Origin of the sequence: Nocardioides cynanchi (assembly GCF_008761635.1) — a bacterium.
Taxonomy (GTDB): domain Bacteria; phylum Actinomycetota; class Actinomycetes; order Propionibacteriales; family Nocardioidaceae; genus Nocardioides; species Nocardioides cynanchi.
Map to the genome: position 1 here is coordinate 3948590 of NZ_CP044344.1, position 13156 is coordinate 3961745.

The 13156-nt window shown below is 72.0% G+C and carries 13 protein-coding genes; 7 read left to right on the forward strand and 6 right to left on the reverse strand.

Annotation, left to right across the window (positions count from 1 at the left end):
• The first annotated feature begins 4 nt into the window (after positions 1-4).
• Both E3N83_RS19130 and E3N83_RS19135 read left to right on the forward strand, forming a co-directional pair.
• Positions 5-1324, forward strand: coding sequence for a S1C family serine protease (locus E3N83_RS19130; protein WP_151084699.1), 1320 nt, complete (start codon positions 5-7; stop codon positions 1322-1324).
• A gap of 42 nt (positions 1325-1366) precedes the next feature.
• A complete protein-coding gene (locus E3N83_RS19135) occupies positions 1367-2203 on the forward strand; it encodes a DUF3105 domain-containing protein (RefSeq protein ID WP_151084700.1) in 837 nt (278 codons plus the stop codon).
• Here E3N83_RS19135 and E3N83_RS19140 read toward each other — a convergent pair whose 3' ends face one another.
• Positions 2204-2458 carry a helix-turn-helix domain-containing protein gene (locus E3N83_RS19140; RefSeq protein WP_151084701.1) on the reverse strand — a complete coding sequence of 85 codons (255 nt, stop codon included), beginning with the start codon at positions 2456-2458 and terminating at the stop codon, positions 2204-2206.
• A gap of 142 nt (positions 2459-2600) precedes the next feature.
• On the opposite strand from E3N83_RS19140, the gene E3N83_RS19145 reads away from it, so the two are divergent.
• On the forward strand, positions 2601-3263 hold the full coding sequence (locus E3N83_RS19145) for a CpaB family protein (RefSeq protein ID WP_151084702.1): 663 nt from the start codon (positions 2601-2603) through the stop codon (positions 3261-3263).
• Between the two features lie 2 nt (positions 3264-3265).
• Positions 3266-4492 carry a CpaE/TadZ family protein gene (locus E3N83_RS19150; RefSeq protein ID WP_151084703.1) on the forward strand — a complete coding sequence of 409 codons (1227 nt, stop codon included), beginning with the start codon at positions 3266-3268 and terminating at the stop codon, positions 4490-4492.
• A 4-nt stretch (positions 4493-4496) separates the two neighbouring features.
• Here E3N83_RS19150 and E3N83_RS19155 read toward each other — a convergent pair whose 3' ends face one another.
• The 3 genes from E3N83_RS19155 to E3N83_RS19165 are packed head-to-tail and all read right to left on the reverse strand — an operon-like array spanning position 4497 to position 7950.
• Positions 4497-6200 (reverse strand): formate--tetrahydrofolate ligase, encoded by a 1704-nt coding sequence (locus E3N83_RS19155; protein WP_151084704.1) that lies wholly within the window; start codon positions 6198-6200, stop codon positions 4497-4499.
• Positions 6201-6253: 53 nt separating this feature from the next.
• A complete protein-coding gene (locus E3N83_RS19160) occupies positions 6254-7591 on the reverse strand; it encodes a hypothetical protein (protein ID WP_238342989.1) in 1338 nt (445 codons plus the stop codon).
• Complete coding sequence (locus E3N83_RS19165) at positions 7588-7950, reverse strand: hypothetical protein (RefSeq protein ID WP_151084705.1); 363 nt, start codon at positions 7948-7950, stop codon at positions 7588-7590. The genes E3N83_RS19160 and E3N83_RS19165 overlap by 4 nt, the downstream gene beginning before the upstream one ends.
• A 96-nt stretch (positions 7951-8046) precedes the next feature.
• On the opposite strand from E3N83_RS19165, the gene E3N83_RS19170 reads away from it, so the two are divergent.
• From E3N83_RS19170 to pruA, 3 genes are read left to right on the forward strand one after another with little or no spacing between them, the layout of a single operon-like run.
• On the forward strand, positions 8047-9501 hold the full coding sequence (locus tag E3N83_RS19170; RefSeq protein WP_151084706.1) for a WS/DGAT/MGAT family O-acyltransferase: 1455 nt from the start codon (positions 8047-8049) through the stop codon (positions 9499-9501).
• Entirely contained in the window at positions 9498-9854 is a 357-nt protein-coding gene (locus tag E3N83_RS19175; RefSeq protein WP_151084707.1) for a DUF6912 family protein, read from the forward strand. The genes E3N83_RS19170 and E3N83_RS19175 overlap by 4 nt, the downstream gene beginning before the upstream one ends.
• A 45-nt stretch (positions 9855-9899) precedes the next feature.
• A complete protein-coding gene (pruA, locus tag E3N83_RS19180) occupies positions 9900-11528 on the forward strand; it encodes an L-glutamate gamma-semialdehyde dehydrogenase (RefSeq protein ID WP_151084708.1) in 1629 nt (542 codons plus the stop codon).
• 261 nt (positions 11529-11789) lie between these two features.
• Here the strand turns inward: pruA and E3N83_RS19185 are convergent, their stop codons facing one another.
• Both E3N83_RS19185 and E3N83_RS19190 read right to left on the reverse strand, forming a co-directional pair.
• Positions 11790-12284 (reverse strand): DUF2505 domain-containing protein, encoded by a 495-nt coding sequence (locus tag E3N83_RS19185; protein WP_151084709.1) that lies wholly within the window; start codon positions 12282-12284, stop codon positions 11790-11792.
• Between the two features lie 25 nt (positions 12285-12309).
• On the reverse strand, positions 12310-13116 hold the full coding sequence (locus tag E3N83_RS19190; RefSeq protein WP_151084710.1) for a hypothetical protein: 807 nt from the start codon (positions 13114-13116) through the stop codon (positions 12310-12312).
• Positions 13117-13156 lie beyond the last annotated feature (40 nt).

The window sequence follows — 13156 nt, forward strand, 5'->3', positions numbered from 1 at the left end:
CCGCGTGAGCGACGAGCAACCCGGTAGCGACGACACCGCGCCGCTCGCAGGCTCCGACGGTGGGAGCTGGCTGCCGCCGCGCGTGCAGCCGCCTCCCCCGTTGCGCGACGAGATCACCGGCTACGGAGGTGCTCCGGCGGCCTTCGGCACCGGTTACCCGCCGCCCGGCCCGTCGACCCAGCCGTACGGCGTACCGCCGGCACCGCCCCCGCCGCCGCGCGGGCGGGTGCCCGGCTGGCTGTGGCCGGTGGTGTGCGTGCTCGCGCTGCTGCTCGGCGTGGTCGGTGGTGTCGCGGGCGGCGCCGCCTACGAGAGCTGGCACCGCCACCACACCGAGGGCCGGCTCGCCGGTGGGCTGGGTGAGGCCGGCACCGTGTCGAAGCGTCCCCTGCCGGGCAACCACTCCGTCGCCGCGGTCGCCCAGCGCCTGCTGCCGAGCACGATCCAGGTGCTGGCGGCCTACCAGGGCAAGAAGGACGGCGCGACCGGCTCGGGGTTCGTCCTCGACAGCGCCGGGCACTACATCACCAACAACCACGTCGTCGCCGACGCCGTCGCCAACGGCGGCCCGATCGAGATCGTGGACCAGAAGGGCGACAAGTTCACCGCGACCGTGGTGGGCCGCAGCCCGACCTACGACCTGGCCGTCCTCTACGTGAAGGGCGGCCCGTCGCTGCCGCCGGCCAGCCTCGGTTCGGCCCACCTGCTCCGGGTCGGCGACCAGGTCGTGGCCTTCGGGTCACCCCTCGGGCTGAGCAGCACCGTCACCTCGGGCATCGTCAGCGCGCTGAACCGTCCGGTCACCACCAGCGACTCGACCTCCGAGGCCTCGTCGTACATCAACGCGGTGCAGACCGATGCCGCGATCAACCCGGGCAACTCCGGTGGGCCGCTGGTGGATCTCTCCGGCCGCGTCGTCGGTGTGAACTCCGCGATCGCCACCACCGGCAGCAGCGGCACCGGTCAGTCGGGCAACATCGGGGTCGGCTTCGCCATCCCGATCGACCAGGTCAAGATCACCGCCGACCAGATCCTGCGCACCGGTGCGGCGCGCTATCCGGTGATCGGCGCCACCGTGAACACGTCCGGGGCCGGCGGGTCGGGTGCCCGGATCCTGGCGGTGACGAAGTCCAGCCCGGCCGCCCGAGCCGGGCTGCACAAGGGCGACGTGGTCACCGCCGTCGCCGGTGAGCCCGTGGCCGACGGGATCGCGCTGATCGTGGCGATCCGGGCGCACCAGCCCGGCGACACCGTGCCGTTCACGGTCCGCCGGGGCGGCTCCACGATGTCGGTGAGGATCACGCTGGGGTCTCAGGTCGGCTGACCTCCCACACACCGACTTGGACGATGCTTCTAAGGTGTCGTCGTGGCCAAGCCCTCCCGACGTGAAGCCGAAGCCGCGCGACGCGAGCGCGCGGCCCAGATCCAGCGCGAGCACCAGCAGCGCGAGCGCCGCCGGATCATGCTCGGCGTCGTCGTCGTCCTGCTGATCCTGATCGGCATCGGCTTCGGTGTCTACCGCGGCCTCCACAAGACCAAGCTGTCGGCGGACACCCAACAGATCCTGCCGGCCGCGGTGACCGGCCAGACGACCACCGAGACCAAGCCCAGCACGGTGGCCAACCCGACCAAGATCTCCGGCGTGATCGCCTACGACACGGCCGGCTACCCCGGCCCGGGTACGCCAGGGCCCGGCACCCTCTCCCACGACCACGTCACCGGCCCGGTCACCTACGCGGTGACCCCGCCGGTCGGTGGCGAGCACAACGCGATCTGGATGAACGCCGGCGTCTACACCAAGCCGGTGCCCTCCGAGCGGGCCGTGCACAACCTCGAGCACGGCGCCGTCTGGATCACCTACGACCCCGACCTCTCGGCCGCCAAGGTTCAGCAGCTGGTCGACTTCTTCGACAAGCAGACCATGATCTCGGAGTCGGGCGGCCGGTCCAACCGGTACGTCGACCTGAGTCCCTGGACCGACAACAGCCTGCCGAGCCCGATCATGATCAGCTCGTGGGGCTACCAGCTCGGTGTGGACAGCCCGACCGACCCGCGCCTCCAGCAGTTCGTGGACACCTTCCGCAACAGCAAGACCTACAGCCCGGAGTACGGCTCGCCCGTGGACGGCGTACCGGTGCAGACCGGTGGTCAGCCCGCGATCAACGGCTCGTCCAAGCCCAACCCCGCCGGCGCTGCCAACTGATCAGTCGACCTCGGTGGGCCGCTCGTCGGCGGCCGGCTCGGAGAACGGGTGCTGGTCCACGAAGGTCCGCGCCTCGTCGTACATCCGCTCGATGTAGGCCTCCAGCTGGCTGGCCTCGACCCGCCACTGGCCGCGGCCGCCGATCTTGATCGCCGCCAGGTCGCCGCGGCGCACCAGGGCGTAGACCTGCGCGCTGGAGGTGCTCAGGATCTCGGCGACGTCCGCGAGCGTGAGGAAGCGTGGCGTGGGAGCCATGGGGCCATCGTTGCACGAGTGACCGTCCGCCCGGGCCCGGCTCGAACGAGCCTGTGGAGGAGGGTGCACCGGAGGCCGGTTCTGGGGTGAGAATGGCGCGGTGAGCAGGACTCTCGGGAAGACTGACACGCCCTCAGGCAGCTTGCCGGCCTCGTCCGCGGCCATGGTGCCGGCCACCCGCGCCACCACGCCGGGCTGGCGCGACCCCCGGATGTGGGTCGGGATCGCGATCGTGGCCGCCTCGGTCGTGGTCGGGTCGCTGGTGCTCGGCGCCTCCGACGACACCGCGCCGGTCTGGGCCGCGGCCCGCACCATGGGCACCGGCCACGTGCTGACCGCGGACGACCTGACCGTACGCCGCGTGCACTTCGCCGACGCCTCGGACGCCGACCTCTACTACCCGGCCGGTCGGCCGCTCCCGGCCGACCTGCGGCTGGTGCACGGCGTGGGTGCCGGCGAGCTGCTGCCCCGGGGCGCCGTCGGCTCCGCCTCGGCCGGCGAGCTGCGGCAGGTGCCGGTCTCGGTCGCGGCCGACCAGGTGCCCGGCTCGGTCGCGGCCGGCGCCAGCGTCGACGTCTATCTTCGCCCGTCGTCGCGCGCCGGCTGCCAAGGCTCCCCGGTGTGCACCGGGCAGCCGGTCCTGTCCGGGGTCACCGTGCTCGAGGCGCCGCCTCCCGACCAGGAGTTCGGGGCTGGCGGTCAGCGGATGCTGGTGCTCGCGATGAGCAGCGGCGAGGCGCAGACGTTCTTCCGGCTCCTGGCCTCGGTCGACGACCCGGCGCTCACCGTGGTGGGCAGGGGCTGAGCGTGGTCGTCGTCCTGGTCGTCGCGGCCGGCGCCGCGTGGGAGTTCCCGCTGCTGGAGGTGCTCGGCGGCCGGTCCGGGGTGGTCGTGCTGAGGCGTTGTGTCGACGTCGAGGACCTGCTCGCGGCCAGCAGCGCCGGACGGGCCGACGCTGCCGTGGTCGCGCTCGACGCACCGGGGCTCGATCAGGCCGCCATGGATCTCCTGCGCCGCCACCAGGTGCGGGTCGTGGCCGTGTCCGGCCCCGGCTCGGCCGAGGCGGCCCGCACCCGCGCCTCGCGGATCGGCGTCGACGCCCTCACCGCGGCCGACGACCCCTCGGCGATCGCCGACCTGGTCGAGTCCGCCGACCCGCCGTTCGTCGTACCCGACGACGAGGACGACGATGCCCCGACCCCGGCCGAGGTGGGCCGGATCATCGCGGTCTGGGGGCCCGCCGGGGCACCCGGCCGGACGACGGTCGCGACCGCGGTCGCCACCGAGCTCGGCCGGCGCGGGGCACACACCACCCTGGTCGACGCCGACCCCTACGGTGGTGCCGTCGCCCAGCACCTCGGCGTGCTCGACGAGGTCTCGGGTCTGCTGTCGGCGGCCAGGCTGACCGGCGACGGTGCGCTGGAGGCCGGCTTCTCCTCGGTGCCGCGAGCGCTGCACGACCGGCTCGCCGTGGTCACGGGCCTGCCCCGGCCCGACCGCTACGCCGAGGTCCGGACCGGTGTGGTCGAGCACCTCCTCGAGGTGGCGGCCACGCGGGGTCACGTCGTCGCGGACACCGGCTTCAGCCTGGAGGACGAACGCATCGGCGACCTGACGAGTCGTCCCGGACGCAACGAGCTGACGCTGGGTGCGCTCGCCGTGGCCGACGAGGTGGTGGTCGTGGGCAGCGCCGACCCGGTCGGCCTCTCGCGGCTGGCCCGCGGGCTGGTCGACCTGCGCGAGCGGCGGGCCGGCGCCCCGGTGCGGGTCGTGGTCAACCGGATGCGCTCCAGCCTGGCGTGGTCCGAGCGCGAGATCGTGGGCATGGTCGAGGGCTTCGCGCGGCTGGCCGGGGTCCACTTCCTGCCCGACGACCGGGCGACGGCCGACCGGGCGCTGCTGACCGGCGCGAGCGTCGTCGAGTCCGCAGACACCGAGCTGTCCCGGGCCCTGCGCCCTCTCGTCGACGCGCTGGTGCCGTCGTCGGCGCCGTCACACCGCCGTGAGCGCGGCCGGCTGCGGCTGCGGCGATGACGCCTCAGAAGAGGCCGGTCACCCTGCCGTCCGCGTCGAGGTCGATGCGCTGGGCGTTCGGGTGCTTGGGCAGGCCCGGCATGGTCCGCATGTCACCGCAGATCGCGTAGACGTAGCCCGCGCCCGCGGCGAGCCGCACCTCGCGGACGGGGAGCCGCCATCCGACCGGCGCGCCGTGCAGCTGGGGATCGGAGCTGATCGAGAGGTGGGTCTTGGCGATCACCACCGGCAGCCCGCCGTACCCGAGGTCCTCGTACGACGCCAGCCCACGCGCTGCGGTCGGCGACAGGTCGATGCCGTCCGCGCCGTAGATCTGGGTGGCGACCGTCTCGATCTTCTCCACCAGCGGCATCGACAGCGGGTAGAGGTACTCGAACGACGAGCCCTTCTCGAGCTCCTCGAGCACGGTGTCGGCGAGGTCGGCCGCTCCCAGACCACCTTCGGCGGCGTGCCGGGCGGTGGCGCAGCGGACGCCGAGCCCTTCGCAGAGCTGCTGGATGACGGCGTGCTCGGAGGGGTGGTCCTGCGGGAAGGCGTTGATGGCGACGACCGGGATCACTCCGAACCGGCGCACGATGCCGATGTGGGCGGCCAGGTTGGCCAGCCCCGCGGTGACGTCGTCCGGGTTCTCCTCGAGCAGGGCCGGCGGAAGGTCCTTGCCGGGCTTGATGTCGTAGCGTCCCGAGTGCGCCTTCATCGCCCGGACCGTGGTCACGATCACGGCGACGTCGGGGATCAGGCCCTCGGAGCGGCACTTGACGTCGAAGAAGCGCTCGGCGCCCATGTCGGCGCCGAACCCGGCCTCGGTCACCACGATGTCGGCGTGGGCCAGCGCGATCTGGTCGGCGATCACCGACGAGGTGCCGGTGGCGATGTTGCCGAACGGGCCGCAGTGGATCAGCGCGGGTCCGCCCTCGAGCGTCTGCAGCAGGTTGGGCTTCAGGGCGTCCTTGAGGATCACGGCCATCGCACCGGCCGCGCCGAGGTCCTCGGCGGTGACCGGCTTCCCGGCCGCAGTGGTGCCGACGACGATCCGGCCGAGCCGCTGCCGGAGGTCCTCGAGCGAGGTGCTCAGCGTCAGGATCACCATCACCTCGCTCGCGGCGGTGATGTCGAACCCGCTCTCACGGGGGACGCCGTCCAGCCGGGGACCGAGGCCGATCACGACGTTGCGCAGGGCCCGGTCGTTGACGTCGATCACCCGACGCCAGGTCACGTTGCGCGGGTCGAGGCCGTCCGGGCTGCCGTGGTGCAGCTCGTTGTCGACCATGGCGGCGAGCAGGTTGTGGGCGGCCGTCACCGCATGGAAGTCACCGGTCAGGTGCAGGTTGATCCGCTCCATCGGGACGACCTGGCTGTAGCCACCGCCGGCCGCGCCGCCCTTGATGCCGAAGGTCGGACCCATGGACGGCTGCCGAAGGGTCACCACGGCCTTGGCGCCGCGGGCCACCAGCCCCTGGGTCAGCCCCACCGATGTGGTGGTCTTGCCCTCACCGAGCGGGGTCGGGGTCACGGCCGTCACCACGACGTACTTGGCGCGGTCACCGGACCTCGGGGCGCCGAGAGCGGTCAGCTCGATCTTGGCCACACCGCGGCCGTAGTGCTCGAGATGCTCCTCGTCGACCCCGAGGTCGGCGGCTACGTCGGAGATGGGGCGGAGGGTGGCGGCCTGGGCGATCTCCAGGTCGGACGGCATCGATGTGGGCATGGCATCGGACCCTAGTGATCACTTGCCTCCGTGGTAAGGGGCCGAAGGTCCGCTCAGGTCGAGAACAGGAGGTACAGCCCGCCGACGGTGAACGCGATCATCGCCGCCAGGAGCGGCAGCTGGCCGGTGAGCTGGTGCCGCTTCGGCAGCACCTTGATCGCCCGCTCGTGGGCGGCGACCACGCCGACGACGTGACCGGTCACCACCGCGGCCACCTTGCACTCGGCCAGGAACGTCGGGTGGTAGGACAGCCAATAGTTCACGGTCAGGCCGCCGGTGCCGAAGACGTTGCTGCCGTTGCCCAGAGGGTCGCTGGCCTGGATCAGGGTGTAGGTGCCGATCTCGACGAAGTAGCTCAGGTAGTGCGCCACGATGTAGCCGACGATGATCGGCACCAGTGAGTGGGCGAAGAGGCCGGGCAGCTGCCGCCGGGACTGACCGGGTACGACGCCGGTCGAGACGCACGCGATCCAGAAGACCAGGGCGACCCCGGCGCAGAAGCCGGCCAGGCCCAGGGTGTTCTGGAGCATGATCGGCGCGCCGTTGCCCTGGATGTAGACCAGCCACCGGGTGGACTCGCGGAAGGCGTCGAACGCCGTACTTCCGAAGAGCACCGCGACGACGGCGAGCAGGCCCGGCGTCGGCGGGGTCGCGTCGAGGTTGGCGAGCGGGCTGCGCACGATCAGGACGCCGTCCCGGCGGTCCCACACCGAGACCCGGGCGACCAGCGAGGAGTAGACCTCGAAGGGGTCGGCGTTCGCGTAGAAGGTGTTGCCGAACAAGGCGCCGCCCACCACCATCGCCGCGAGGTAGATCGCGCACCAGAGCGTGACCTGACCCAGCTCGGTGTTGTGGGTGTCGACCAGCTCGAACCACACGAACGCGAACAGGCCGAACGCGGCCGGCCACAGCCCGAGTCGTTGCGGGTAGGTGTAGAGGCCCGCGTCCGGCTCCGCACCGGTGACCCTGGCCAGTCCCGCGTTGATGGTCCGCCAGGGACTGATCGCGCGCCAGACCCGGCCGAACAGCAGGGAGGCCGGCACGAACCCGACCCAGATCCAGACGTAGAAGATCCCGAAGATCGGGTTGGTCAGCAGGTCCTTGCCGGCCAGCGCGACCAGGACGAGGTAGAGCAGTGCGACCAGTCCGACCGCGCGCAGCAGCGCCCGCCAGGCCGTGGAGTCCACGATGGCGACCAACCAGGTGGGCGCGGGTCGCCCGGTGGTCGCGGCGTCGTACCGCGGTGTGCGCCAGGCCAGGGCGAGGACCACGAACGACACGGCGACCGCCGCCGCCGCTCCGAGGATGGCGAGCTCCCGCGAGATCGGAAGGTCCTGCGCGCCGCCCAGGCCGTGCTGCGGAAGGAGGAGCGGCAGCGAGGAGCTGTTCACTTGGCCTGGAGGATGAACAGGGTCTTGTCGAGCGTGTGCGACTCGACGGTGGTGCGACCGGGCGCCGGGATCGGCTTGATCTCGACCGTGCTGGAGCCCTTGTCGTACTGGAACTCCTGCTCGGTGGGGGAGGAGTGCACGTGGATCTCGCCCGGCGCGTCTGCCGTCACCCGGAGCTCGATCCGCTGCCCGATCGCGACATCGATGGTCTGACCGCTCGGCGTGGTCGTGCTGCCGCTGATCGTGACGTCGATGACCTTGGTGGGCTGCGCCCCCGAGGACGGGGTCTTGCTGCCGCACGCCGTGACTGCCAGGGCGACGGTCAGGAGGAGCGCGGCGATCGTGGTCAGGCGTCGCACGGAGTGGCCTTTCTCGCAGTCGGACCGTCGGGCGCGGCGGTGGAGCCTCTGACAGAATCCCACGACGGACAACTCTCCGAGCACAGGGGCGAACAGGTGGGCGATCGGCTGCGCGCGCGCGACCTGGCCTTCCTGACCGCGGAGACCCCGTCGACGCCGATGCACAACGCGACGGTGGAGGTGTTCGACCCGGGCACCTCGGGCTTCGACTACACCGCGCTGGTGTCCCTGATCGGTGAGCGGATCGCCTTCGTCCCGCGCTACCGGCAGCGGGTCCGCGAGGTTCCCGGCCACCTCGCCAACCCGGTGTGGGTGGACGACCCGCAGTTCGACCTCGGCTACCACGTACGACGGTCGGCCCTGCCGCGGCCGGGGTCGCTCGAGCAGCTCCGTGAGCTGGTGGCCCGGATCGTGTCGCGGCCGCTGGACCGGCAGCGGCCGTTGTGGGAGGTCTACTTCGTGGAGGGCCTGGCCGACGGCCGGGTCGCCGTCCTGTCCAAGGCGCACCAGGCGCTGGTCGACGGGGCCCAGATCGTCGACCTGGCCCAGGTGCTGCTCGACCGGGAGCCGGGCCGGCGCGACCTCGGCGCCGACGAGTGGCGACCCGAGCGGCCGCTCTCCTCGACAGGCCTGGTCCTCGAAGCGGTCCGCGACAGCGTCGCCGCACCTCTGACGGCGCTCGACACGGTGCGCGGCACCGCCGACTCGGTGCTGCGGGGTGCCGACGCCGCCACCCGGCGCGTGGGCTCGGTGCTCAACGCCCTGGCCAACCGACGCTCCGAGCTCGACACGCCGATCAGCGGCACCCTGTCGCAGCAGCGCAGGTTCGTCACCGTCCAGCGTTCGCTCGCCGACCACCGACTGGTCCGCGACGCGCACGGCGGCACGGTCAACGACGTGATCCTGGCGACCGTCACCGGCGGCCTGCGCGCCTGGCTGATGACCCGGGCGGAGTCGTTGGGTGGGCTGCGCCAGGTGCGGGCCGTGGTCCCCGTGTCGGTGCTCGACCACGACCTCGAGGCCACCTCCCTCGGCACCCAGATCGCGGCCCACTTCGTGGACCTCCCGGTGGGTGAGCCGAGCCCGGTCGTGCGGCTGCACCAGGTGTCCTACTCGTTCAAGGCGCACAAGGACACCGGTCGTGCCGTCGCCGCCAACCGGATCGCCGGCATCGCCGGCTTCGCCCCGTCCACCTTCCACGCGATCGGCTCGCGGGTGGCAGCCGAGCAGGTGCGTCGCGGGTTCCAGCTGACCGTCACCAACGTGCCCGGCCCGCAGTCCCCGCTCTACGCCGCGGGCGCAGTGATGGAGCAGACCTACCCGGTGCCGCCGCTGCTGCCGGGACACGCCCTGGCGATCGGCGTCACGTCGTACGACGGCAGCGTCTTCTACGGCGTGACCGCCGACCGCGACCTGGTCCCCGACGCGGACATGTTCGCCGTCTGTCTCTCCGAGGCGCTCGACGAGCTGCTCGACACCGCGGGGGACGCCCGGCCCCGGGTGCCGCGCGGGCGCCGTCGCAGGACGCGGAAGCCGGTCGACCCCGCATGACCCGGCTCTACGTGCCGGCGACGCTGGTCTCCCTGGCCGAGCTCGACGCCGGGTCCATGCTCGACAGCGCCGAGGCGTTCGTGGCCGCCGACGAGTCCGAGGAGGCGGAGTACGACGCCCTGGTGGCGGCCGCAGAGGCGTCGGCGGCACTCGTCGCCGGACTGGGCGGCGGCCTGCGGCGTCGGGTCGTCGTCGTGGCCGAGGTCGACGATGAGCCGCAGACGATCGGCATCCGGGACGTGGTCGCGGTGCACGCCGACCCGGTGGACCTGGGGCCCGGTGGGGCCGATCCCGACGACGACCTCGGGTGGTACGCCACCCAGGAGATCGCCGACCTGCTCGCGGGCGGCTGATCGGGGGAATTGAGCGGCTGCTGCTTGTCTGACAGCATCGCCGACATGGACGCCGTCACGCACCCGCCCCTCCCGGTCAACGAGCCCAACCTGACGTACGCGCCCGGCAGCGCCGAGCGCGAGGCGCTGGCCGCGGAGCTGGTGCGGCAGGAGCGCCGGCAGGTGACGCTGCGAGCTCACATCGGCGGACGCCGCCGCAACGGCGGCGGCGTGGAGATCAACGTCGTCCAGCCGCACGACCACCAGCACGTGCTGGGCACCCTCAAGGCTGCAACCCACAAGGACACCGAGGCCGCGATCAAGGCCGCTGCGGACGCGGCCCCCGGCTGGCGGGCGATGTCGTTCGACGACCGTGCCGCGATCATCCTCAAGGCCGCCGACCTGCTGGCCGGCCCGTGGCGGCAGCGGCTGAACGCCGCCACCATGCTGGGCCAGTCGAAGACGGCGTTCCAGGCCGAGATCGACGCCGCCTGCGAGCTGATCGACTTCTGGCGCTTCAACGTCCACTTCGCCCGGCAGATCCTGGCCGAGCAGCCGATCGCCAACAGCCCCGGCATCTGGAACCGCACCGACTACCGCCCGCTCGAGGGCTTCGTCTACGCGATCACGCCCTTCAACTTCTCCGCGATCGCGGGCAACCTGCCGACGGCCCCGGCCCTGATGGGCAACACCGTGATCTGGAAGCCGGCAGTCACCCAGCAGCTCGCCGCCAACCTGACCATGGAGCTGCTCGAGGAGGCGGGGATGCCGCCGGGAGTCATCAACATGCTCCCCGGGCACGGCCACGACGTCTCCGAGGTGGCGCTCGCCCATCCCGACCTGGCCGGCATCCACTTCACCGGCTCGACCGGCGTCTTCCACCACCTGTGGCAGACCGTCGGCGCGAACATCGCGTCGTACCGCTCCTACCCGCGGATCGTCGGCGAGACCGGCGGCAAGGACTTCGTGGTCGCGCACCCCAGCGCCGACCCCGACGTGCTGCGCACCGCGCTGATCCGGGGCGCGTTCGAGTACCAGGGCCAGAAGTGCAGCGCAGCCTCGCGTGCGTACGTCGCGAAGTCCGTGTGGGCCCGGATGCGTGACCAGTTCGTGGCCGAGGTCGAGGGCCTGACCATGGGCGACGTCACCGACCTATCGAACTTCATGGGCGCGGTGATCGACGACCGCGCGTTCGCCAAGCACAAGAGCGCGATCACCCGCGCCAAGCGCAACAGCCACCTGTCGATCCTGGCCGGTGGCCAGGTCGACGACTCGGTCGGCTACTTCGTGCGACCGACGGTCGTGGCCTCGACCGACCCCAAGGACCAGATGTTCTCCACCGAGTACTTCGGCCCGATCCTCGCCGTGCACGTGTACGACGACAGCCGCTACGACCGGGTGCTCCAGCAGATGGAGTCGTTCGCGCCGTACGCCCTGACCGGGTCGATCATCGCCCAGGACCGACGTGCCATCGTCGAGGCCCAGGAGCTGTTGCGCTTCGCGGCCGGCAACTTCTACATCAACGACAAGCCCACCGGTGCGGTCGTGGGGCAGCAGCCCTTCGGTGGCGCCCGGGCGTCGGGCACCAACGACAAGGCCGGGTCCGCTGCCAACCTGATGCGCTGGACCAGCCCCCGGTCGATCAAGGAGACCCTCGTCCCCCCGACCGACTACCGCTACCCCCACATGCGCTGACTCGGCGCAAAGGTGCACGTGTAAGACGCTGACTCGGCGCAAAGGTGCACGTGTAAGGCGCTGAGTCGGCGCAAAGGTGCACGTGCAAGACGCCGACTGGGCGATCTTGGTGTCTGTTTGCGCCGACTCGGCGGTCTTGCGGTGTCTGTTTGCGCCGACTCGGCGGCCTTGCGGTGTCTGTTTGCGCCGACTCAGCGGCATTGGCGTGCCTGTTTGCGCCGACTCAGCGGCATTGGCGTGTCTGTTCGCGCCGACTCGGCTTCAGGCGCGCCACTCGCCGGCGAGCCACTTCACGCCGACCTTGTTCTCGGCGTCGAAGGCCTTGCCGATGAACCCGCCGATGAGGTCCTCGACCTTGCCCCCGACGATCGGCATGTTGACCTTGACCGCGAGCTCGATCTGCTGGACGACGTCGTCACCGGACTGCGTGAGGGTCTCGGTGCCGCTCATCTCGCCGGGCTTGCCGGGGATGGTCACGTGGATGTCGGCCGCCTCGGGCGAGGCCCACGCCTCGGTCTGCAGGAAGCGGATCTCGTGCCCGACCAGCCGCTGGGCGAAGCCCGGGATCCGGTCGGTGCCGTGCGCCTGCTCGAGCTGCACGTCCATTCCCTCGCCGTTCATGGAGATCCGGCAGTCGAAGTCGACGACGCGCTGGTACTCCGAGACGGCCCGGCGGTACGCCGGGTCCCCGAACATCGCGAACACGTCGTGCACCGAGGCACCGGGATAGGTCAGGGTGTGGCTCACGCGCTTCATGCCCTCATCATGCCGGGCGGCCGCGTCACTGCAAACGGGAGTTGCAGTCCCGGAGCGCGGCGGCGAACGCGGGGTCCGTCGGCGGCAGGCTGACCACCTCGGCGGTCGGTGGCGGCGCCGGGGTCCCCGTCGACCCCGGCCGGAACCACAGCGTCCAGGTCCCCTGCCGGGTGTGCCGCGACGAGTTGCCCGCGGCCGCGACGAGGGCTGACCACGCGATGGTGACCTGCAACCCACCCCGGCTGGGCGCGAAGGTCGCCGCCACCCGCACGCCGGCCGGCGGCAGCAGGGACCGCCGGCTCAGCTCGGCATCGGTCCCGACGATCTCCAGCACCGACCTGGCCGACATCGACCCGGAGATGAGTGAGCCGTCGGCCCGGACAGCCCGCGACGAGAGCAGCGCGCCCAGCTCGGGGGTGCGGGGCCCGGCGAAGCGCGCCGCCGACGATCCGGCCCGCGACCAGCACGCGGCGCCGGCCCCGGTCGGGCGGGACAGGAAGGCGCCCGGGCTCCGGAACACCTCCGTCCCCGGCCCGCTGCGCCCGATCGGCAGCACCGACGCGTCCACGACCGAGCCGGCTGCCCGCCAGGCGAGCCGCACCTCGGTCTGGCGGCCATCGACCACGTAGTCCTCGTCGACGGCGACCGACGGCGAGGTCGCCACGGCCCGGACCAGTCCGCTCAGGAGCCGCTGCGGCGACGGTCCGGACGCGGTGGGTGTGGGCAGCGACGTCGCCCGGGACCGCTCGGCCGCGGTCGGGCCACCCTCGGCACAGCCGGCCAGGGTCAGCGAGAGTACGACGACAGCCGCACCGATCTGTGTCCCGCGCACCTGCGCATCATGCCCGACCGGCCGGATCGCGACCACGACC

Excerpts from the sequence above, each read along its gene's own strand:
- E3N83_RS19155 (WP_151084704.1), bottom strand. The coding sequence starts at position 6,200 with ATGCCCACATCGATGCCGTCCGACCTGGAGATCGCCCAGGCCGCCACC.
- pruA (WP_151084708.1), top strand. The coding sequence starts at position 9,900 with ATGGACGCCGTCACGCACCCGCCCCTCCCGGTCAACGAGCCCAACCTG.
- E3N83_RS19140 (WP_151084701.1), bottom strand. The coding sequence starts at position 2,458 with ATGGCTCCCACGCCACGCTTCCTCACGCTCGCGGACGTCGCCGAGATC.
- E3N83_RS19185 (WP_151084709.1), bottom strand. The coding sequence starts at position 12,284 with ATGAAGCGCGTGAGCCACACCCTGACCTATCCCGGTGCCTCGGTGCAC.
- E3N83_RS19175 (WP_151084707.1), top strand. The coding sequence starts at position 9,498 with ATGACCCGGCTCTACGTGCCGGCGACGCTGGTCTCCCTGGCCGAGCTC.